Origin of the sequence: Sphingomonas floccifaciens (assembly GCF_042681125.1) — a bacterium.
In the GTDB taxonomy this organism is placed as follows: domain Bacteria; phylum Pseudomonadota; class Alphaproteobacteria; order Sphingomonadales; family Sphingomonadaceae; genus Sphingomonas; species Sphingomonas floccifaciens.
On the sequence record NZ_JBHUFC010000005.1, the window covers coordinates 1 to 19,162 of the forward strand.

Below are 19,162 nucleotides of genomic sequence, written 5' to 3' on the forward strand. Positions count from 1 at the left end.
GCTCAGATCATCGCTGAGACGCTGGTTGGTCTCGAGCTCCAGCTCGACGCCTTCGGACAGCTCGGTTGAGGCGCCGAGCTTCACCCACAGTTGCTCGTCCTGAGTCTGGGCGAGCGCTGGTGTGGCTGCGGAGCTGAGGGCAAGGGCGGAGATGAACGGCAAACGCACAGGGCCTAATATCTCCTAGGTGCAAGGTGCGCGACGATGACCCGATCCTTTCACAAACGGTGGTCGGACTGTCGACCCTTTCGGAATAGCTTCAGGCCAGGTTGCGGACGCCTTGCCCGCTTCCGCCCGAGGCCTTTTGATTCTGGACAGCCGAGACTCGGAACGGAAACCGATAACAGCGGCTAGGCTGGCGGAGGACAGACACCATATTCGTGTCCTGTGAGGGCGAGGCATGCTGAAAGTCGGAGACGGAGTGTTCGCAAGCGAACTCGTGGCCTGCATCGCCGACGCACGTGATCCGACCGTCCACGAGCTTTTCACGATTGCCCGGCAAGTCTGGATGGAGGGCGCGGCCGAACGTTTTGCCTCTGGGTGGGAGCATTTGTCATCCGCAGATCCCGGTCGGCTGATGGCGCTCCGCGTCGCCCAAGCCGCGTTATGCGGGAGTCCAGAAGCACAGTAGTATTGGCTCTCCGTCCAAAGGATGGCTGCTCGCTGCCATCAAGCAGCGGTTTTTTTGCGGCTAACCAATCTCGTGGCTCAGCGCCTGAACAAGCCGCCGAGAAAGCCGCCGTGGTGTCCACCGCCGTGATGGCCTCCATGATGGCCTCCATGATGGCCGTCATATCCTCCGCCCCAGGGGCCTGACTGACCATAGCCGGGCGTGACCATTCCGGACGATCCGGGCTGGGGCGGGGCCGTATCCTTCTGATAAGCCATGTTGCGCTCGATGATTTTGTCGAGTTCGCCACGGTCGAGCCACACGCCCCGGCACTGCGGACAATAGTCGATCTCGATGCCTTGGCGCTCGGCGAGCACAAGGTCGACCTTGCATGTCGGGCACAACATGCCTGCCGGACGCTCAGATGAGGAAGCAACGCTCTCGTTCACCAAACTTCTCCTGTCGATTCGCGACACGAGCAACACTCCGCCGGACACGGAGTGTCGCTCTCGGCTTCACCAGCCGCGATATCCGCGACGATATCCGTGCTCCCGCCGTTCGGCCCGGCGCATCTCCCGGCGCTCGTGCCGGTAGCCGCGGTCGTTATACCCAGATCGCCGGCCGCCATGATCGCTGTAATAGGCTCCACCGTTCCAGCGTTGACCATCGCCATACCCGCCACCATACCCCCGAGCCACGTGTCCGCCGGCGCGGTACGAGCCCTGGCCATAATAACCGCCATAGGACTGCGCCATCGCCGCGGGCGCACCGAACATGAGGGCGGCCGCTGCAACAATCAAAAAGCGTTTCATGATCCTTCTCCCGAGGTGCGGCAGGGGCCGCACCATGAAGAGGGCTATTAGCGGTCCCTGGCTGAACCAGCCGGAAATGGGGTTGGCAGGCCCGGTTAAGTTTCGAGGGGCCTTAATGGTGCCCGCCGCCATGTCCTCCACCGTGGTGTCCGCCACCGAAGTGACCGCCACGGTAGCCATGCCCAAACGAGCCGATGCCGATCCCAACGCCAAACGACCCGTAATAGGGCCGGCGATAGCCGCCCCAAGGATAATACCCGCGTCCGTAGCTGGCCTCGTTCACGGCGATGACGCACGTCGGGGAAGTCGATATGCGAGGCGGCGCGTCGGTTTGAGGCTCGCTCCTCGGCGCCACCGCCTGCGGCGTTGCCCCCGCCGCATCACCCGGACCCACCGCAATAGGCTGCGCGACGATCGCTCCCGGAGTCGTGCAAGGGACCCGGTAATAGGTATAGCGGCTTGCCGAGGGACCGGTAGCGCAGCCGCCGAGCACCACCAACGGGAGAATGGCTAATACCGCGCGTGACGCTCGCATGACCATGGCGACGCACCTCCAATCGACCGCATGGCGCGACACTAGATTGGTCGTCTACCGCCGATGTCGTAAAGGACCAAGAGCAGACGATAGACCTATTCAGTGGCCGTTCAAGTACCTTCGGTACCATCCCTAAAGTGGAGACAAATGCCATGTTATCGGCAACGATGCCGGCTTTAAGAATGGCGGCGGTATTAACAGCGGCATTGATGGCGTTTGCCCCCGCCACAGCGCAGCAAAGCAGCGGGCAGCCACGCCTTCGATCCGAGCAGGTGGTCACAGATGCACGGCCGCAGCCTGTTGCGCCAACCCTGCCCCGCTCCTCACCGCGGCCGAGCGGTCATGCCTTGCTCGACTTTCGGTATCGGCCGTATGACACGAGCGGGGCGGCGAGCACGGCAGCTCACCCGGCCTATGAGACCGCTGGCGCGGTCGCCGGCGGCAACTATGCTTTCGGTCATGTGGGCGCCCGGCGGGTCGGCCATTGATCAGCCGTCGACAGAATCGGCGTTGCGCCGCGAGGGTGGAGATGCCGTGATGAATGTTGGGCGAGTACGACGCATCCTGCTCATCGGCCTGCTGACGGGGTTTGTCGCGGCGTGCGACCGGTCACAGGATCAAGCGGGGCAGAATTTCCAGCCGCCCGAGCCAACGATCCAGATGCCGCCCTCGATCGCGGCAAGCCATACCTTTCGTTGCAAGGACAACAGTCTTGTCTATGTCGACTTCTTCAGTGATCGCGTGACGGCCTCGCTGCGTACTGAGAAAAGCGGGCCGCCCATTCGCCTGGTTGCACCCGCCAAAGGCGAGCCCTTCACGGGCGAAGGCTATGTCCTCGTCGGCAGCGACACCTCGATCACCTTGAGCAAGCCGGGCACCGCCAGCCAGGCGTGCAAGGCCTGACCTGATCGCGAACACTTCAACCATCGCTCACAATTCGATCTCGGGTCGCTAACAAGGCACAATTTGGGTTGCAAATACAGTCGAAGCCATAGTTGATGAACTTCGCCCCTGACGGGTCGGGAAGGTAAGCTCATGGCAAGACGGGTCTGGCAATCAGCGGTTCTCAGCATCGGCGCGTTGGGATCGCTTGCGGGTTGCATGTTTCCGGGGACGAACACGCGACCGGCTGCGCCGTCCGTCTACTTGCACGTTCCCTGCAACACTCCGGGGGCTCGCATCGAACGATCGATCAATGCCGAACCGAGCGCAAGCGGAGCCAGCGAGGCAACGAATGCAGGTAGTGCAACGACTAAACAGACGGATAAATGCGTCATTGAACGTCAATCTTCTAGTCATTGAGGCTAACCCGTGGGGTTGGCCACTGGCATCGGCCAGCCTCTGGGCATGCCAAAGTATTGGAGCGGGGTCGATGACACGGCGTCGCCATGTGCGTTGGTGGGAACCGATTTTGCCTGCGGGGGCCTGAATCCTAGCGTCAAAGCTTGTAAACCTCGCGCCGCAGGGGCTATTACATTTCCCGTTCCACCTGCCCGCCATCGTCTTTCCGCTGATCCGGTAACCTGGGCACCTGTCAAACACTTCAAGAATGGTGTCGTACACCCACCGGCGTCTTGGCGCGGGGCTCGGAGCGAGTACGTGCGAACTCGTACCGTTCCTTGTGATTGCCAAGCAGGCGATCAAGGAGATTGGAGCTAGGCCTCCTCATTGCTGCGCCGAGCGAGCTTGGACCTGCTTAATGGGCCATTCGGGTGCCTCTTTTACGATGGTCCTGAACTCTCGTTTGCGGCCGTGGTGCTGCCTGCCGCTTCGTCTACAGGACCGTAGCTTCCGCCGGGCAAGCGGGGCGCGTGGTCACCCAAGCGGGGCGCGAATAGTTCGTCGCCGAACAAACCGAGGTCACGCGCCTCCGCGCGCCCCGTAGCGGCCAGCAAAGCGAAGCCTGCGACATAGGCGTCGCGCTGCGCGGTCACGAGTTGGACCCGGCTGTTCAGCAGCTCCTGCTCGGCATTGAGGACCTCGAGCACGGTGCGATTGCCAACACTGTTCTCCGCTCGTACGCCTTCCACCGCCAGTTCATTTGCTGATACGGCGGACTGGGACGATCTGACCACAGCCAGAGTGGCGCGATGCCGCAGAAACGCCGCTCGCGTATCCGCAACGACGCGCCGTTCCACGAACACGATCTGTTCGAGTGCCTGGCTGGACAGCGCTTGCGCGCGGCGGACCTGCGCTGCTGGGAGGCCGCCTTGATAGAGCGGGATCGTCGCCGATAGACCGACAGTGGCCGTGCGCTGCGCTTGCAGGAACGTCCGCCCTGGGATCGTGCTGACCAGCGAGCCGAGATAGTTGTTGTAGTTCCCCGAAGCGACCGCCGACAGACGCGGCAGCCGTGCCGCCGCCGCCACCCGGACATCGTAGCCGGCTGCCTTGGCATCAGCCTGGGCGGCTAGAAGCTGGGGATTGCGGTCGAGCGCGGTCGCGAGCGCATCTTGTGCAGTCCCGGGCAGGTTCGGCAACTCGGGCGGCTGCTCGAGGTCGCGCGCTGGCACGCCTACGAAGCGGAGATAGTTCTCGAGGCTGGCGCCGAGCTGCGCTTCGGCGAGCTCGAGCTGGCCGCGGGCGAGCTCCAGGCGTGCCTCGGATTGGGCGACGTCGGTGCGTGTGAGGTCGCCAATTTCGAAGCGGTCGCGGGATGCCTGTAAATTGGTCTCAAGCACGCGCACGTTCTGACGATTAAGGTCGACAGTGGCGCTGTCGCGGATGACGTCCATGTAAACCGAGACGATTGCGGTGAAGACGTCGGCCTCGGTGCCTCGCAACGTTTCCCGCCCGGCTTCGACGCGCGCGTCAGCCGCCTTGATCCCGTTGCGAACGCGGCCACCCTGGTAGATCGGCAGCGAAACGTTCGCCGACGCGTTGGTCGCCCGCAAAGGAGCCGAGAAGCTGTTGGCCGAGCGGACGACGAATTCCTGATAGTCCGCCGTGGCGCTCACTGTCGGCCGTGCCCCGGCCTTCGCAATCGGCACACCCTCGTCGGTCGCCCTGAGGCCTGCCCTCGCCGCGGTGAGTGATGGATTTGTCCGGTAGGCGATCATGAGCGCTTCACGCAGCGTTTCGGCGCGAGCAGTGGCGCCCGCAGCGATGAACGCCGACGCAACCGTCAGAACACCGGTCAACCGCATGATGAGCGCCTCCTCACGAAACCCACAGGTAAGCGGGGCGAACAACGCGCTCGCTTTATCGCGGTGGCTCCGCCTCCCGCCATCCCACCGGCGGCTAGTGCGCTTTCGAGGGAGAAGGTGGACGCTGGATGCCGCAGCCAGCACGGCCGCGATGATACGATACATGAAACATGGCTCCTGATTTCCAACGTCTCGCGGGTGCGCTCGTCGCGTTCACGATTGCCTTCAAGCTCTGGCTTCAGAGTCCTGCCTCGATTTTGGCATCCGCGCCAGCTTGCAGGTGGGGTCGGGATGACGATGCCAGAACACCCGCGCACAAAGATGACCTTGCGGCGGCCGCGGAACACAAGGTCCGGACTGCCGGGAAGGCACTTGCCATAATGCCATATGCACCCCCTCTATCGAGCGCTGTATGCTCCCACGCGTAGGCTTTTTTCAACAGCTTCGGCCGGTTGTGACACTACGCTTGCGCAATCACGGAGCTAATGCCTCGAGGATGCCACACTCAGCGACGGTGCCGTGGCCGCATCGGTCGATGATGATGCTTTCGAGTTCACGGCTCAGCGCGAACAGGTCGGCAGTCTTTCTCTCGATGGCTGTCCGGTGCTCGCGCGCAATCTTCTCAACCCCAGCGCACGATCGATTGCTGCAGTCAGCCAAGCTCAAAAGCTCGCGGATGTGGTCGGGGCTGAATCCCAAATCGCAGGGGTGGCGAATGAAAGATAGCCGCGAAGGTGGCTCGCATCATAGGTGCGGTAGTTCCCTCGGTACGCGCCGGCGCGGGTAACAGAACGTTTTCTCATTATACCGGACCGTCTGCACCTTCATGCCGTCATCGGCGCCGCTCGCTCGACTCCCGGCCTCGGTGATATGGGGAGCACGGGCGACGTTCGCCGCCGCCCGTGCAATAATCTGGCTAAGCGGCCATTTTCTCGCAAGCATCGGCGCACCGGCGGCACGCGGCGGCGCAATCCTCCATGCCCTCGAGTTGTTCGCAGCTCGCCGCGCACGCTCGGCAAATCTCAGCGCACTCACGGCAGATATGGGCATGATGCTCGGATTTGCGCGCCATGAAGTCGATCGCAACGCTGCAAATCTGAGCGCAGTCCAGCATCAGCTTCATATGCTGGGGCTCGGCGTGTCGCCCGCCCGCCTCGAGGCAGTGGTTCATCGCCATGTGGAGGCAGGTGATGTGGCACTCGTGACAGGCGTCCAGGCACTCCTTCATCTCAGGGTCGATCTGATGCATCGTCTTTCCTTCCATTTCGCCCCGCTCCCCTCCTAGATACGCGGCTCTTGGCGTTCCCCCCTCGCTGGGTATCCTTCGAATTGCACTGATTGTCGCAAATGCCTCTTGAACCTATAGTAGGTATAGGTGGCATGTCTAAGCCAGCGGATTTCGATGGCAAGGAGCGGATGATGACCCTTCAACTCGGTGACACAGCGCCCGATTTTTCGGCGGAGACGACGGATGGACCGATCCATTTCCATGAATGGGTAGGCGACAGTTGGGCGGTGCTCTTCTCGCACCCGAAGGATTTTACGCCGGTCTGCACCACCGAACTCGGGGAGGTCGCGCGTCTCAAACCCGAATTCGACAAGCGCAACGCGAAGGTCATCGGCCTGAGCGTCGACCCGCTGGACGATCACCATGCCTGGATTGGTGACATCGCCGAGACGCAGGGCCACGCGCTCAATTTCCCGCTGATCGCCGATCCGGACCGCAAGATCGCGGAACTCTATGGCATGATCCACCCCAAGGCGAACGACACGCTCACCGTTCGCTCCGTTTTCATCATCGGCCCCGACAAGAAGCTGAAGCTCAGCATTACCTATCCTGCCAGCACGGGCCGGAACTTCGAGGAGATTCTCCGCACGATCGACTCGCTGCAGCTGACCGCCAAGCACAGCGTGGCGACACCGGTGAACTGGCGGCACGGCGAGGATGTCATCATTGCGCCTTCGCTCAACGACGAGCAGGCACGAGAGAAATTCCCGGGCGGCTGGAAGACGCTGAAGCCTTATCTGCGCATCACGACGCAGCCACAAGACTGACGGAAGCTTGGTGGGGACACCATCGCCGTCAGTGAGTTGCCTCCGGCTCGAACCGCAGGGCGTCGAGCACGCGGCAATCCTCGATGGTTGTACGCCCGCACTCGCCCAACAGACATTCGAGCGTCTGTTCGAGCGCCTTGAGGTCTTTGATCTTGCCGCGCACCTCTTGAAGACGGGTAGCGGTGATCCTGTCGATATCGGCGCAAGGGGCTGCCTGCGACCGCTCGGAAAGCACCAGCAGGCTACGCACCGCATCAAGGGGGAAGCCGAGTTCCCGGGCCTTGCGAATGAAGGTCAGACGATCGAGGTGACCATGGTCATATATTCGATGCCCCCCCGTGCTCCTTGCAGGTTCGGGCAGCATCCCAATTCGCTCATAATAGCGGATGGTGACTACACGGCAGCCCGTCAGACGGGCAAGCTCGCCGATAGGAAAAAACTGCTGCATGCGCCTCTTGTATCTATACCAGCTATAGGGGCTATCTTCGCTGCGCGAGACGTCCTTGTAAAGACGCAGGAGAACGCGCGATGAAGGATTGCTGCCCAACGCCGAGCGCCGGCACGGAGGGCAAATCCGCGGCAGCGCAGCAGCTCTCCTGGCCGTCGCGCCGCTGCCGGGCGGCCAGGAGAGCTGCTGCGCTGCCAGCCCGGTAGAGGGTGGTGCATCGGACGCATGCGGGACGGTGGCGACCCGGCACCAGGCGGGGGCAAGGTCGAGCCATCTGGCGGCGAACGACGACTGCTGCTCGGCCAAGGAGCAAGAGATTGCCGCACTGGGCGCTCACGCCGACATCAAGCGGGTGCTGCAGATCGTTCTCGTCATCAATTTCGTCATGTTCGTCGCCGAATTCACGGCCGGGGTGCTGGCGCGCTCCACCGCCCTCATGGCGGACTCGGTCGACATGCTTGGCGATGCGCTCGTCTATGCGCTGAGCCTCTACGCGCTCGAACGCGGGCTGCGCTGGCGGGCGGGTGCGGCACTGGTCAAAGGCGGTATTATCGCCGCATTTGGCATCTGGGTATTCGTTGAGGTGGGATTGAAGCTGATCAACGGTGTGACGCCGACTGCGCAGACCATGGGCATCTTCGGCCTGACCGCGCTCGGCGCGAACCTGACCTGCCTGGCGCTGCTCTACCGATACCGCCATCGCGATGTGAACATGTCCAGCACCTTCGAGTGCTCGCGCAACGACGTGATCGCCAACACCGGAGTGCTCGTCGCCGCCGCCGGTGTCTACGCCTTCAATGCGGGCTGGCCCGATATTGTCGTCGGCGCCATCATCGCCGTGCTGTTCTTCCGCTCGGCGATCGGCGTGATCCGCCAGGCTTGGCCACAGTTCCGAGCCGCCGAGCCGAATGTAGCGGTCGAGCTCGATTGAGGTGCAACTTCTATAGAAGGATTGGAAACCGGTGATGAAACGCAGAATTGTCCTGACCCTCTTTGCAGCCGCCCTTGTCTCGCCTGTGATGGCCAATGCCAAGGTCACCAGCGCCACCATGTACAAGAATCCGGGCTGCGAGTGCTGCGACGGCCATGCGGCTGCGCTCAAGCGCGCCGGCTTTGATGTCAAGGTCGTGCCCACCGAGAAGCTGGCGGCGCTGAAGGCCAAAGCGGGCGTCCCGGCCGAACTCCAAGGCTGTCACACGATGATGGTCGGCGGCTACGCCGTCGAAGGCCATGTCCCGGTCGCCGCCGTCAAGCGCTTGCTCGCTGAGAAGCCGGCAGTGCGCGGCATCGCGCTGCCGGGCATGCCGGCGGGCTCACCCGGAATGGGCGGACCTAAGACCGCGCCATTCCGGGTGATGAGCTTCGAGGGCGACGGCACGAAGCTGTACATGGTCGAGTAAACGAAGGCGCCCGAAATGCAGGAGGTAGACCCGTGACTGAGGACGATATCGAGTATTTCCAGCACAGGGCGGAGGTCGAGCTCGAGATGGCGCAGCGCGCCGTCACACCTGAAGTGATGGTGCCGCACGTCGAGCTGGCCAATGCTTATCTGGAGCAGGTGGAAGCGTTGAAGCGATCCGCATCCGAGCAGGAGGACGGAGGCAGCGCCGATGCGCCCGAGGGCAAGAGTGCCGCGGACGCCGCCTCCGGGCGACCGCACCCGGACCCGACGGCGCACGCTCCGCTGCCCTCATGATCTTTCGTCAGCTCTACGAGCCGGATTCCTCGACCTACACGTATCTGTTCGGCTGCCGCGATACTGGGAGGGCCGTGCTGATCGATCCGGTTCTGGAGACGGTGGAGCGTGACCTCTCCGCTCTTCAAGAGCTGGACCTGACATTGAGTCATACGCTCGACACGCACATTCATGCGGATCATGTCACGTCGGCGTGCCGGCTGCGCAGCCTGACGGGCTGCAAGGTGGCTTACCCGGAAATGGATGGGCTGCCCTGCGCCGACTTGGGTGTGAGCGAAGCAAATCCGCTGAGGGAAGGAAGCCTCACCTTCCAGCCATTGTTCACGCCCGGGCATACCGACACGCATCATAGCTACCTCATCGATCTATCGGGCTCGCTGCGGGTCTTTACGGGCGACGCGCTGCTCATCGACGGTTGCGGTCGCACCGACTTCCAGGATGGCGATGCAGCCTCGCTCTATCTGTAGGCGCTTGCAATCATAGCGGCGTGTGCTCGCAAACAGCCTGATTTCCTGCTCACGCTTTCTGCCACTGGCGGGGAGCGTCCTGCTCGAATTATCTGCCAGTGTGCTCGCCATCATCCGGCGCTGCTTGCAAACGGGGCGTTGTGCTCACGCTCCGTGCCAATGGGCTCTCCAAACCCGTAGCCGGCAAGCGCTTTTGCGAAGCAGGTTTCCAGAACAGTTCTGACAAGCGGCGGGCCGCAGAAATGCGTTGTCGTCATGGCCCGCCCGCGAGGTCGTCAGAAAGGAAGGTTTTCGCGAACAGGGCCGGCGCGTCGTGCTAGGCGATGGAACCCCGCAAGCGGACAGGATGCGATGACCAGGACCGAAATGCTGGAAACGATGAAGCGTCTCGACGCCCATGCGAACGCCCTGTTGCTTACCGGGGCCTCCGATATCGATCTGCTCGGCGGCATGTTCGACGTGATGCCCGACTTCAAGGCGTTGCTCGACGCCGGATACGGCGGTGAAATCGACAAGAACGCTGGTCGCTTCCCCGGTTTGCATCGCTACGCCGTCATGCTCTCCAATGTCGCCGAGGGGATCGCGGAAGGTTCCATCCGGGTGCCGCGCTGACGCCCTGTTTCGCTGGCAGGGGATGTGAGCAGACCTTTATGATTGCGAGCAGCGCAGGATGATGGCGAGCACACTGGCAGATAGCGCGAGCAGATCGCCGAGCCGGTTGTCAGATAATCCGAGCAAAAAAAGGCTCTGTTTGCAAGCAAACGCCGCTACGATTGCAAGCACCTACATCTATCGCTCGATTCACGACAAGATTTTCACGCTTCCGGGCGACACGCTCGTGTTCCCGGCACACGACTATCAGCACCGCCACGTCAGCACCGTCGACCAGGAACGGGAGCGCAACCCGCGGCTCGGCGGAGGAAAGACGCTGGATGAGTTCATCGCGATCATGGGCAGCCTGAACCTGCCTTATCCCGAGCGCATCGACCTTGCTGTGCCTGCCAACCGGCTATGTGGCGACTGTCCTGAGGCAGAGCGCACGATGCTCGCTGAGCCGCCTGGACCCTCGGCACAAGGATAAGGTAGATGACGATTCATCACGGCATCGTCGATGCGATCGGCAACACGCCGCTGATCCGGCTGAAGAAGGCGTCGGAGCTCACCGGCTGCACCATCCTAGGCAAAGCCGAGTTCCTGAATCCGGGCCAGTCGGTCAAGGACCGAGCCGCGCTCTACATTATTCGGGACGCCGAGAGGCGGGGCGAGTTGCGTCCCGGCGGCGCCATCGTCGAGGGTACGGCAGGAAACACCGGGATCGGGCTCACGCTCGTTGGCAATGCGCTTGGCTATCGCACCGTGATTGTGATCCCCGAGACGCAACGGAAGGCCGCTTGGATGGGTTCGTCTGTTCCGTGGGTACCGGCGGTACGCTTGCGGGGATCGGGACCGCGTTGAGGGAGCGAAAGCCCGACGTGGTCATTGGTCTCGCCGACCCGATGGGAGCCGCACTTTACAGCTACTACATGACAGGTGAGCTCAAAGCCGAGGGGTCGTCTATCACCGAAGGGGTCGGTCAGAGCCGCATCACGGGGAACCTGGAGGGATTCTCGCCAGACATCGCCTTCCAAATCCCGGATGAAGAGGCAATCCCGGTCGTGTTCGATCTTCTCCAGCACGAAGGTCTCTGTCTCGGCGCATCTTCCGGTATGAACGTGGCCGGCGCCATACGACTGGCAGAGCACCTCGGGCCCGGTCACACAATCGTGACGATTCTTGCCGACTTTGGCACGCGCTATCAGTCGAAGCTCTTCAACCCGGAGTTCCTGTGCGCCAAGGGGCTGCCGGTGCCCAGCTGGCTGGAGCGGCCGAATCATCGACCGGCGGTCGATTATCCTAACCGCAGCAACTTGGATCAAGCCCCCCAATGACTCGCCAGCCAATCGTCCGACTTGCCGCCCTTGTTCTGATAATTCTCGTTGCAGGGCTGGCTCTCACAGCAGTGCAAAGGGCAAAGAGCTCAGCTCCTCAGGCTGGTCGCGTAGGACCCTTGGTAGGGGCTGCGGTCGGCGGGCCTTTCAGGCTCATCGATCAGGACGGGAACACCAGAGGCAGTGAAAGCTTCAAGGGCCGCTATCGGCTGATGTATTTCGGCTACACCTACTGTCCTGATATCTGCCCGACCGACGTGCAAAAGATGAGCCAGGGACTACGCTTGTTCGAGGCGCGCGATCCCGCGCGCGCCGCCCGCGTGCAACCGATCATGGTGACGATAGACCCTGAGCGCGACACGCCCGCGGTCATGAAGCAGTTTGTGCGCGCTTTCCATCCAAGGCTGATCGGGCTTACGGGGAGCCCGGCTGAGATCAAGGCCACGCTTTCGCGCTTCGCGATCTACACGAGCCGTCAGGGACCCAAGGGCGCCACCGACTATCTGATGGATCACAGCGCGATGATGTATCTGATGGGACCGCAAGGCGAGCCGATCAGCTTCTTTGCCCGCGACGCAACACCGGAGCAAATCGCCGCTGATCTCGCGGCGTATGTGGCCTGAGAAGAATATTGTAGCGCTATCACAACAGGGACTTGGTTACGGGTAGCTGCTTAATAAATCCCGCAGCATCGCAACACCCGCGTTCAAGGCCTGAACTCAGGCTGAAGCATGCTTGGTTGATGGGAGCGGTCACCCGCCCCCATCCGTCCATCAGCGCTTGCCGGTGCCACCTTTGTCACGGTGGCCGTGCTCATCGAGATCGCCCGGCTTGTGCCCGGGATGCGGATGATGCTCGCCCGCGACTTCCTTCTTACCCTTCTTGTCGCGATGGCCGTGCTCGTCGAGATCGCCGGGCTTGTGGCTGGGGTGATCGTGATGCTGTCCGGATTTTTCAGTGTTCGCCATGGCACTTCTCCTTCTTGGGCAACAAGGCAACGCGCGTCGATGTCGCCTGTTTCCGCACTCAAACGGATCAGCTCAGCGTTGCGCTGGCCCGAGGGAGGCGTCAGCCGAGTTGCCCCGAGAGATACCACCACGGCGTTGCCGCTGTCCGCATCAATACGCAGCCGCAGGTTCGGCAATTCGCCCGCTGCACGCCATTGCCGTCGCGCTCGATACGGCCGTTTGGGCGATGGACACCGGCAGCGCAGTCTATGATTCGCCATCCTCTCGTCATCGACCTCGTCCTCGCTACCGTCACGTTGCTACCGTTCGGTAGTCGGCACTGAACCCGATTGGAATGATACGGGGCAGCGCTTGCTCATCCGTGCATGCAAAACGCCCCTGGATGGCCGACGCTGCCGCTGGGTGCCGCGATCGTCGGTCACTGTCCCTTGGCCGCAAGATCAGCTTCCGCCGAAGATCGATGGCCCTCATGGGTGGTTTGTTTGAGCGGGCGCGAGCACCGCAGGGTCAGGAATGTGGTGAGGCTCAGGAAGATCGCGATATCAAAGAGGCCATATCCCACAGCGGCACCTACAGCTCCCGTTGCCCAAAGACTTGCAGCCGTGGCTGTCCCGGAGGCTTGGCCGCCCTGCTTGAGAATCGCGCCCCCGCCGATGAAGCCGACGCCGGTGATCAGGCCCTCAAGGATACGAGCCTGGGCCTGCGACTCCTTCCCGAGGACGGCAATGGCGACCAGAACAAAGCCGCAGCTTGCAAGCGCGACGAGTGGGAACGTGCGAACTCCTGCGCTGCGCTCTTCTTTTTCCCGATCCCAGCCGATCGGAAGCGCAAGACCATAGGCGGCTGCCAAGCTGAGCAGGTGGGAAACAGTCTCCCATAGGCCATTAGGAGCAAAACGCATCGGGCGGTCTATCCTTGAGCGCCCCTTTCCGACGAGGCATTCGATGATGTACCCGGCAGGGTCTCAGGGCAAGCCATCAGCTCCTTTGCCGCGCCGCGACGCCGGAGCAAATCGCTCGCGATCCAGCGGACCTATGTTGCCTGAGAGAGTCGCGTGACATCACCGACGAGCACCGGAGGTGTACGGGATCGAGCCGATCTGCCGGGCTCTGCCGAGAGAATGCGTCAACCCGAGCTGGAAATTCGGAAGCCGTAACAGCGCGGCCGGATATTCGGACCGCTCCCACCGTTCTTCCAGAGGAAGGAGACTCCGCATGGCTGACAATAACGTAGCTACCAACGAAACCGATCGCCTGATCGCCTCCAACAAGGTCGAGGGCACCGCTGTCTATGATCGCGACGGCAACAAGCTCGGCTCGGTATACAACTTCATGGTCGACAAGCGCTCGGGCAAGGTCGAGTATGCGGTCATGTCGTTCGGCGGGTTCCTTGGCATGGGGGAGGATTATCACCCGCTGCCCTGGGACCAGCTCACCTACGATACCGATCAAGGGGGCTATGTCGTCAATTTGAGCCGGGAACAACTCGAAGGCGGCCCGCACTACAGCGCCGGCAACGAACCCACCTTCGACCGCGCCTATGGCCAACAAGTCTATGGCTATTACGGGTCAAGCTACAACTACTGACCGGTGAGGGCGGCGGCCTCGCCGCCGCCCTCTGATCCCTATGGGCCTGCGAAGGGAACGGCGTTCCTGTTTCGCAATGCGTCACGGCTGCAACACCTCAGGCCGGGTGGTTCCCACACTTGCTGTATCGCCCTCACGTGGAGAGAGGACCGGGGATCGGCGCCCGGTCAGCGCCTGGACGACGACTGCGCTCAGCTGGCGAGCATTGACCGCGAAGAGGACGAAGGCGAGCACGAGATAGCCCCAGGCGAGCCAGGTGAGCGTCAAGATCGTGCGCGGCTCGTCGTCCCGGAAAATGAAGGCGAGCGTCACCTGCACCAGGAACAGGCCGAACAGCGCCACCGACGACCAGACGGTCAGCCGGAGCCGCGCGATCAGCCCGATTGCAAACAGCGACTGAGCGGCGGTGAGGAAGAACTCCTCGCCCTGGCGTGCGTCAAGCGGCAGCGGGCTGATCGCGCCCGCGCCGATGCTGAGCGCCAGCGGCAGCATGCCGACCAGCAGCGTCCATTGATTGATCTTGTCGCTGATCATCGCGATCAGCCCGTCGCCCGATCGGTTGGCGCGTACGAACAGGATGGCGATGACGATCGCCGGCGCTTCGCTTGCGAGCGGCGCCAGCCACTGGATCAGCAGGAACTCGTTGATGCCGAGCGTGCGCCCCGCTCCGACCATCGCTTCCGCGAAAGGCTCGGCCGACAGGAGGATAACGCCCGCCGCGACTCCGGCCAACGCCGCCATCGCCGCCCATTGTGCGGCGGGCGAAAGCACCCGGAGGGCAGCCGCCGGGCCAGGCTCTTCCTCCTCGCCGCTGCCCTCGTCGGGCTTATCCGATTTGCGGACGCGCCAAAGATAAAGCCCGAAGATCGCCAGCAGGACGGCGAAGTCGGCGAGCGTGATCGTGTCCTTCAGGACGATCACGAAGCTGTAGAGGCTGGCGAGCAGCAGGAAGCCGATTTCAGTCGCATTGCCGGGTGGAAGATCGATCGAGCGATGGCGGTCCTTCGCCCAATGCAGAAACACCATGAGGGGCCACGCCACACCGACCAGCAGGCGATTGGCGCCGGTCATGTTGGCAGCGGCATACTGCACGTAAGGCGATGCAGGGCCGCCGCGGCCGGCCATATAGGCGTAGTAGATATCGACGGCATATTCGGGCAGCACTGTCACCAACGCCACGATCGCCAGGATCAGACCTTGCGAGATGCGCGACTCCGCGGCTTCGGCACCCCACGACAGCATGAAGCCGGCGGCGAGGATCCCCACGCCGAATAAAGCGGTGTCGAGCAGCGGACTGGGATACCAGCCGGTCAAGCGCAGGTAGAGCGCCGGCATCGTTGCGAGCAGCGCAACGATCACGAGCGTCAGAAATCGCCTCATTCGATCGCACCTTTGCCGGCTGACCAACTTGCTTCAACGATCCGAGAACCGGATGGCACTCCCATCGTTCCCTCTCTGGCATGCTTCGGAGCGAGTCACTTTTCCGGATTGAAGGTGACGACGCGCCAGAGATACCAGAGCACTGCGCCCCCGAGCACGATGTTGCTGGTGGGCTCTACGACGCGTGCGACCTGCCCATAATTCTCGCCAAGCTCATAGCCGGCGATGGTGAGCAGGCTGGTCCAGAACGCCGAACCAACCATGGTGTAGGCCAGGAACGGCGCGAGCTTCATGCCCGTGACACCCGCCGGCACCGAGATGAGGGTCCGCACCCCGGGTACCATGCGCCCGAGCAGGACCGCCGAGCCGCCGTGCCGATCGAACCAGCTGTCGACATGATCGATTTCTCTCGGGGTCAGCGTCAACCAGCGTCCGTGCCGCGCGGCGAAGCGCTTGAGGCGCTCGACCCCGACCCACCGGCCGACATAGTACCAGAAGGTGGCGCCGGCGGCAGAGCCGGCCGTGCCGGCGGCAATGGTAAGCGCCAGCGAACCCTGGCCCTTCACCGCGACATAGCCGGCGAGCGGGAGCACGACCTCCGACGGGATCGGCGGGAACACATTTTCCGCGAGCATCAGCAGGAACACGCCAGAGGCGCCCCACTTGGTCAGCAGGGCCACAATTCCATCGAACATAGCACATCCCTCCCGTGCCGCAGGCAAACCGCTGTTAACCCTTGCTCAACCATGTTCGACAAGAATGTGGTACGAAGCAGGTGATTGGCAGCTTGACCGACGTCCGCAACGTTCTCGCCGCACGCGATGCGATCCTTCAGCGAAACGCCGCCTTACGCGGACTCGCGCAGCCCGCCCGCGCGCCGGAGATCAATCCGGCCGGGGGCGTTCGCCCGAGCTTCGCGACAGCATTCGACACCGCGCTTCGGGCCACACCGACGAAGGTCGAACCACCGGTTTCGCCAGCGGGCTCGACAGGCGTGGCGGCGTCGGAGGGAATCAGTTCGACGCTCACCTCGTTGCTCGCACGGGTCAACGCGACGCAGGAGCAGGAGGACGCAATGACCGAGAGCTACGAACGCGGCGAGACGACCGACATCGTGGGCGTGGTGCTCGCCCAGCAGCGTGCTTCGGTCGATTTCGAGGCGACACTTCAGGTTCGCAACAAGCTGCTATCGGCCTATAAGGACATCATGAACATGCAGCTTTGATTGGCCAGGCCCAGGTACCGCTGCCTGTCACCGTCCGGCGCAATCTCCGCGTCGGCTATTGAGAAGGCCGGTGATGATCAATCCCTTCTTCATGTTCGCCACCGGTATCGAGAACAGCATTCCGACCATCCAAAATGGACAAGTACGGGTCGACGAGCTCGAGAAGTGCGGCTTCTACAAACTCTGGCGAACGGATTTCGACCTTCTGGAAGAGCTGGGAGTACGCTTCCTACGCTATGGTCCGCCGCTGCACCGCACCTATCTCGCGCCGGACCGCTTCGACTGGGAGTTCGCCGACCTGACGATGAACCGGCTCAAGGAGCTTGACATCGTTCCGGTGGTTGACCTTTGCCACTTCGGTGTGCCCGACTGGATCGGCAATTTCCAGAATCCGGACTTTCCCCGACTCTTCGAAGCTTACGCCCGCCGGTTTGCAGAACGCTATCCTTGGGTGCAGCTCTACACGCCGGTCAACGAAATGTTCGTCTGCGCCACGTTCTCAGGCCTCTATGGCTGGTGGAACGAACAAGGCACAAGCGATCGTACGTTCGTCACCGCTCTCAAGCATCTGGTGAAGGCGAACATTCTCGCCATGCACGCCATACTGGAAATCCGTCCCGACGCCATATTCATCCAGTCGGAGAGTTCCGAGTATTTCCATGCTGACAGCCCTGAGGCTATTCGTCCCGCTGAGCTAATGAACGCCAGGCGGTTCCTTAGCCTGGACCTCAATTACGGTCAGCGGGTCAACTCCGAGATGCACGACTATCTTCTCGAAAACGGCATGAGCGTGAAGGAGTACAGCTTCTTCATGCAGAACAACCTGCGCCATCACTGCATCATGGGTAATGATTATTACGTCACCAACGAACACCGAGTGGCGCCTGACGGAAGGACCTGGGCCGCCGGCGATGTGTTCGGATATGACGAGATCACTCGCCAATATCATGAGCGCTATCGACTCCCCGTCATGCATACCGAAACGAACCTCGCGCAGGGCGCGAACGGCGACGAAGCGGTGCAGTGGCTCTGGAAGCAATGGGCGAATGTGCTGCGGGTGCGGAACTCGGGCGTGCCCACGGTCGGGTTCACCTGGTATTCGCTCACTGATCAGGTGGACTGGGACACTGCCCTGCGCGAGGCCAACGGCACGGTCAACCCGCTCGGCCTCTATGATCTCAATCGCAATATCCGCCCTGTCGGGCGGGCCTACAAGAAGCTGATCGAGGACTGGCAGAACGTCCTTCCCACCCAGAGCGCATGCCTCACGGTGCCTCTCGTGCTCCCGAGCGAGTTCGAAGAACCCTTCGTCAAGCGCCGAATGGAATGGATGCGAATGTACCACGCCAAAACCTCGCAAGCGACTGCCCCTTAGCGGCTGTCCTCATGCCGCAACGTCATCACCCCGGAGACGAAGAGTGGAAGGACGGTTCTCAGGAAAGGTCGTACTCATCACAGGCGGCGGTGGCGGCATAGGGGCGGCCGTTGCCAAGCGCTTTGCCGAGGAGGGCGCAGCTGTCGCGGTCACCGATCTGCGTGCCGACAGGGCGCTGAGCGTGGCGTCGACCCTGGTGCAAGAGCAAGGCGCGGAAGCGATTGGGCTCGGTTGCGATGTGGGAGATGAGCCGCAGGTAGCGGCGGCCGCCTCCGCAACGATCTCAAGATTCGGGCGATTGGACGTGATCGTCAACAACGCCGGTCTGATGACCTTCAAGACACTGGCCGAGTTGACAGCGGAAGACTGGCTGGAGGTACTCCGCGTGGACCTCCTGGGCGCCGCTTTGTTCACCAAACAGGCCTTTCTCCACATGGGCGAGGACGGCGGCGCAATCATCAATATCGCAAGCGTCCATGCCGTTGAGACTTCCGCCAACATCGGACCCTACTCCGCCGCGAAAGCGGGGATGCTGTCGCTCACGCGAACGACCGCGATCGAAGGTCGGGATCGGCGAATTCGGGCCAACGCCCTGCTGCCCGGGGCCATCGACACCCCAATGCTGTGGGAAAATCCGAACCTCAAATCGGGAGCGGAGGTGCTCGACAGACGGGATGTGGGTCAGCCAGCCGATGTCGCCGCAGCCGTTACTTTTCTGGCAAGCGACAACGCGCGCTTCATCACCGGGGCAGCGCTAGCGGTCGACGGCGGACGGCTCGCGAAACTTTGAGATAAGGTGGAGCGGCCTATTGCCCACTTCCCGGCCATAGCCAGCTCGCGCGGCGGTCAGCGTCCGGATCGGTGGTCGAGTCCTAGTGATTGCCTCGCGATACGCGGGCGTAGCCGATTTCCGTGCCTTCTTTTTGGCACG

General features: G+C 62.4%; 23 protein-coding genes and 1 pseudogene. 14 read left to right on the forward strand and 10 right to left on the reverse strand.

Annotated elements, in window-relative coordinates; all coding sequences use genetic code 11:
• Positions 1–708: 708 nt before the first annotated feature.
• Together ACFSC3_RS13320 and ACFSC3_RS13325 are read right to left on the reverse strand one after the other, a co-directional pair.
• Positions 709–1,017: a TFIIB-type zinc ribbon-containing protein gene (locus ACFSC3_RS13320; RefSeq protein ID WP_380940964.1), complete on the reverse strand. Its 309-nt coding sequence runs from the start codon at positions 1,015–1,017 to the stop codon at positions 709–711.
• 108 nt (positions 1,018–1,125) lie between these two features.
• Positions 1,126–1,602, reverse strand: coding sequence for a hypothetical protein (locus ACFSC3_RS13325; protein WP_380940933.1), 477 nt, complete (start codon positions 1,600–1,602; stop codon positions 1,126–1,128).
• A gap of 814 nt (positions 1,603–2,416) precedes the next feature.
• Here ACFSC3_RS13325 and ACFSC3_RS13330 point away from each other — a divergent pair.
• Positions 2,417–2,860 carry a hypothetical protein gene (locus ACFSC3_RS13330; RefSeq protein WP_380940934.1) on the forward strand — a complete coding sequence of 148 codons (444 nt, stop codon included), beginning with the start codon at positions 2,417–2,419 and terminating at the stop codon, positions 2,858–2,860.
• Between the two features lie 818 nt (positions 2,861–3,678).
• Here ACFSC3_RS13330 and ACFSC3_RS13335 read toward each other — a convergent pair.
• From ACFSC3_RS13335 to ACFSC3_RS13345, 3 genes are all read right to left on the reverse strand, one after another.
• Entirely contained in the window at positions 3,679–5,103 is a 1,425-nt protein-coding gene (locus ACFSC3_RS13335; RefSeq protein WP_380940935.1) for a TolC family outer membrane protein, read from the reverse strand.
• Positions 5,104–5,577: 474 nt separating this feature from the next.
• Positions 5,578–5,802, reverse strand: a complete 225-nt coding sequence (locus ACFSC3_RS13340; RefSeq protein ID WP_380940936.1) for a MerR family DNA-binding protein — start codon at positions 5,800–5,802, stop codon at positions 5,578–5,580.
• 217 nt (positions 5,803–6,019) lie between these two features.
• Positions 6,020–6,352, reverse strand: a complete 333-nt coding sequence (locus tag ACFSC3_RS13345) for a four-helix bundle copper-binding protein (RefSeq protein WP_380940937.1) — start codon at positions 6,350–6,352, stop codon at positions 6,020–6,022.
• Between the two features lie 170 nt (positions 6,353–6,522).
• On the opposite strand from ACFSC3_RS13345, the gene ACFSC3_RS13350 reads away from it, so the two are divergent.
• The gene (locus ACFSC3_RS13350) at positions 6,523–7,158 is read left to right on the forward strand and encodes a peroxiredoxin (protein ID WP_380940965.1); all 636 of its coding nucleotides are present in this window, start codon (positions 6,523–6,525) and stop codon (positions 7,156–7,158) included.
• Between the two features lie 28 nt (positions 7,159–7,186).
• Here the strand turns inward: ACFSC3_RS13350 and ACFSC3_RS13355 are convergent, their stop codons facing one another.
• Positions 7,187–7,606: a MerR family transcriptional regulator gene (locus ACFSC3_RS13355; protein ID WP_380940938.1), complete on the reverse strand. Its 420-nt coding sequence runs from the start codon at positions 7,604–7,606 to the stop codon at positions 7,187–7,189.
• A gap of 88 nt (positions 7,607–7,694) precedes the next feature.
• Here ACFSC3_RS13355 and ACFSC3_RS13360 point away from each other — a divergent pair, with 88 nt between their 5' ends.
• The 8 genes and pseudogenes from ACFSC3_RS13360 (at position 7,695) to ACFSC3_RS13395 (ending at position 12,320) form a co-directional block, all read left to right on the forward strand.
• Complete coding sequence (locus ACFSC3_RS13360) at positions 7,695–8,537, forward strand: cation efflux transmembrane domain-containing protein (RefSeq protein ID WP_380940939.1); 843 nt, start codon at positions 7,695–7,697, stop codon at positions 8,535–8,537.
• Positions 8,538–8,571: 34 nt separating this feature from the next.
• On the forward strand, positions 8,572–9,006 hold the full coding sequence (locus tag ACFSC3_RS13365) for a DUF411 domain-containing protein (protein WP_380940966.1): 435 nt from the start codon (positions 8,572–8,574) through the stop codon (positions 9,004–9,006).
• A 32-nt stretch (positions 9,007–9,038) separates the two neighbouring features.
• Positions 9,039–9,302 carry a hypothetical protein gene (locus ACFSC3_RS13370; protein ID WP_380940940.1) on the forward strand — a complete coding sequence of 88 codons (264 nt, stop codon included), beginning with the start codon at positions 9,039–9,041 and terminating at the stop codon, positions 9,300–9,302.
• The gene (locus tag ACFSC3_RS13375; RefSeq protein WP_465270255.1) at positions 9,299–9,769 is read left to right on the forward strand and encodes an MBL fold metallo-hydrolase; all 471 of its coding nucleotides are present in this window, start codon (positions 9,299–9,301) and stop codon (positions 9,767–9,769) included. Before ACFSC3_RS13370 ends, ACFSC3_RS13375 begins: the two co-directional genes overlap by 4 nt.
• 378 nt (positions 9,770–10,147) lie before the next feature.
• Complete coding sequence (locus ACFSC3_RS13380) at positions 10,148–10,381, forward strand: arylsulfatase regulator (RefSeq protein WP_236626754.1); 234 nt, start codon at positions 10,148–10,150, stop codon at positions 10,379–10,381.
• A gap of 58 nt (positions 10,382–10,439) precedes the next feature.
• Positions 10,440–10,850 (forward strand): hypothetical protein, encoded by a 411-nt coding sequence (locus ACFSC3_RS13385; protein ID WP_380940941.1) that lies wholly within the window; start codon positions 10,440–10,442, stop codon positions 10,848–10,850.
• 5 nt (positions 10,851–10,855) lie between these two features.
• A pseudogene (locus tag ACFSC3_RS13390) lies at positions 10,856–11,697 on the forward strand (cysteine synthase A).
• Positions 11,694–12,320 (forward strand): SCO family protein, encoded by a 627-nt coding sequence (locus ACFSC3_RS13395; RefSeq protein ID WP_380940942.1) that lies wholly within the window; start codon positions 11,694–11,696, stop codon positions 12,318–12,320. The pseudogene ACFSC3_RS13390 and the gene ACFSC3_RS13395 overlap by 4 nt, the downstream one beginning before the upstream one ends.
• Before the next feature lie 150 nt (positions 12,321–12,470).
• Here the strand turns inward: ACFSC3_RS13395 and ACFSC3_RS13400 are convergent, their stop codons facing one another.
• Both ACFSC3_RS13400 and ACFSC3_RS13405 read right to left on the reverse strand, forming a co-directional pair.
• Positions 12,471–12,665 (reverse strand): hypothetical protein, encoded by a 195-nt coding sequence (locus ACFSC3_RS13400; RefSeq protein WP_380940943.1) that lies wholly within the window; start codon positions 12,663–12,665, stop codon positions 12,471–12,473.
• Positions 12,666–13,083: 418 nt separating this feature from the next.
• On the reverse strand, positions 13,084–13,566 hold the full coding sequence (locus tag ACFSC3_RS13405; protein WP_380940944.1) for an MgtC/SapB family protein: 483 nt from the start codon (positions 13,564–13,566) through the stop codon (positions 13,084–13,086).
• A gap of 313 nt (positions 13,567–13,879) precedes the next feature.
• Between ACFSC3_RS13405 and ACFSC3_RS13410 the strand changes: the two genes are divergently transcribed.
• Complete coding sequence (locus ACFSC3_RS13410) at positions 13,880–14,251, forward strand: PRC-barrel domain-containing protein (RefSeq protein WP_380940945.1); 372 nt, start codon at positions 13,880–13,882, stop codon at positions 14,249–14,251.
• Positions 14,252–14,332: 81 nt separating this feature from the next.
• On the opposite strand, the gene ACFSC3_RS13415 is transcribed toward ACFSC3_RS13410, so the two are convergent.
• Together ACFSC3_RS13415 and ACFSC3_RS13420 are read right to left on the reverse strand one after the other, a co-directional pair.
• Positions 14,333–15,631 (reverse strand): sodium:proton exchanger, encoded by a 1,299-nt coding sequence (locus ACFSC3_RS13415; protein ID WP_380940946.1) that lies wholly within the window; start codon positions 15,629–15,631, stop codon positions 14,333–14,335.
• A 95-nt stretch (positions 15,632–15,726) separates the two neighbouring features.
• Positions 15,727–16,326, reverse strand: a complete 600-nt coding sequence (locus tag ACFSC3_RS13420) for a DedA family protein (RefSeq protein ID WP_380940947.1) — start codon at positions 16,324–16,326, stop codon at positions 15,727–15,729.
• Between the two features lie 83 nt (positions 16,327–16,409).
• Here ACFSC3_RS13420 and fliE point away from each other — a divergent pair, with 83 nt between their 5' ends.
• From fliE to ACFSC3_RS13435, 3 genes are all read left to right on the forward strand, one after another.
• A complete protein-coding gene (gene fliE / locus ACFSC3_RS13425) occupies positions 16,410–16,856 on the forward strand; it encodes a flagellar hook-basal body complex protein FliE (protein ID WP_380940967.1) in 447 nt (148 codons plus the stop codon).
• A 73-nt stretch (positions 16,857–16,929) separates the two neighbouring features.
• Positions 16,930–18,231 carry a family 1 glycosylhydrolase gene (locus ACFSC3_RS13430; RefSeq protein ID WP_380940968.1) on the forward strand — a complete coding sequence of 434 codons (1,302 nt, stop codon included), beginning with the start codon at positions 16,930–16,932 and terminating at the stop codon, positions 18,229–18,231.
• A 43-nt stretch (positions 18,232–18,274) separates the two neighbouring features.
• The gene (locus tag ACFSC3_RS13435; protein ID WP_380940948.1) at positions 18,275–19,021 is read left to right on the forward strand and encodes an SDR family NAD(P)-dependent oxidoreductase; all 747 of its coding nucleotides are present in this window, start codon (positions 18,275–18,277) and stop codon (positions 19,019–19,021) included.
• Positions 19,022–19,162 lie beyond the last annotated feature (141 nt).

Bases quoted from the DNA above. Each gene is read 5' to 3' on its own strand.
- ACFSC3_RS13415 (WP_380940946.1), bottom strand. From the start codon at position 15,631: ATGAGGCGATTTCTGACGCTCGTGATCGTTGCGCTGCTCGCAACGATG.
- ACFSC3_RS13380 (WP_236626754.1), top strand. From the start codon at position 10,148: ATGAAGCGTCTCGACGCCCATGCGAACGCCCTGTTGCTTACCGGGGCC.
- ACFSC3_RS13320 (WP_380940964.1), bottom strand. From the start codon at position 1,017: ATGTTGTGCCCGACATGCAAGGTCGACCTTGTGCTCGCCGAGCGCCAA.
- ACFSC3_RS13375 (WP_465270255.1), top strand. From the start codon at position 9,299: ATGATCTTTCGTCAGCTCTACGAGCCGGATTCCTCGACCTACACGTAT.
- ACFSC3_RS13365 (WP_380940966.1), top strand. From the start codon at position 8,572: ATGAAACGCAGAATTGTCCTGACCCTCTTTGCAGCCGCCCTTGTCTCG.
- ACFSC3_RS13405 (WP_380940944.1), bottom strand. From the start codon at position 13,566: ATGCGTTTTGCTCCTAATGGCCTATGGGAGACTGTTTCCCACCTGCTC.
- ACFSC3_RS13395 (WP_380940942.1), top strand. From the start codon at position 11,694: ATGACTCGCCAGCCAATCGTCCGACTTGCCGCCCTTGTTCTGATAATT.
- ACFSC3_RS13430 (WP_380940968.1), top strand. From the start codon at position 16,930: ATGATCAATCCCTTCTTCATGTTCGCCACCGGTATCGAGAACAGCATT.
- ACFSC3_RS13400 (WP_380940943.1), bottom strand. From the start codon at position 12,665: ATGGCGAACACTGAAAAATCCGGACAGCATCACGATCACCCCAGCCAC.
- ACFSC3_RS13335 (WP_380940935.1), bottom strand. From the start codon at position 5,103: ATGCGGTTGACCGGTGTTCTGACGGTTGCGTCGGCGTTCATCGCTGCG.
- ACFSC3_RS13355 (WP_380940938.1), bottom strand. From the start codon at position 7,606: ATGCAGCAGTTTTTTCCTATCGGCGAGCTTGCCCGTCTGACGGGCTGC.
- ACFSC3_RS13385 (WP_380940941.1), top strand. From the start codon at position 10,440: ATGATGGCGAGCACACTGGCAGATAGCGCGAGCAGATCGCCGAGCCGG.
- ACFSC3_RS13420 (WP_380940947.1), bottom strand. From the start codon at position 16,326: ATGTTCGATGGAATTGTGGCCCTGCTGACCAAGTGGGGCGCCTCTGGC.
- ACFSC3_RS13350 (WP_380940965.1), top strand. From the start codon at position 6,523: ATGACCCTTCAACTCGGTGACACAGCGCCCGATTTTTCGGCGGAGACG.
- ACFSC3_RS13345 (WP_380940937.1), bottom strand. From the start codon at position 6,352: ATGCATCAGATCGACCCTGAGATGAAGGAGTGCCTGGACGCCTGTCAC.
- ACFSC3_RS13330 (WP_380940934.1), top strand. From the start codon at position 2,417: ATGTGGGCGCCCGGCGGGTCGGCCATTGATCAGCCGTCGACAGAATCG.
- ACFSC3_RS13410 (WP_380940945.1), top strand. From the start codon at position 13,880: ATGGCTGACAATAACGTAGCTACCAACGAAACCGATCGCCTGATCGCC.
- ACFSC3_RS13325 (WP_380940933.1), bottom strand. From the start codon at position 1,602: ATGGCTACCGTGGCGGTCACTTCGGTGGCGGACACCACGGTGGAGGAC.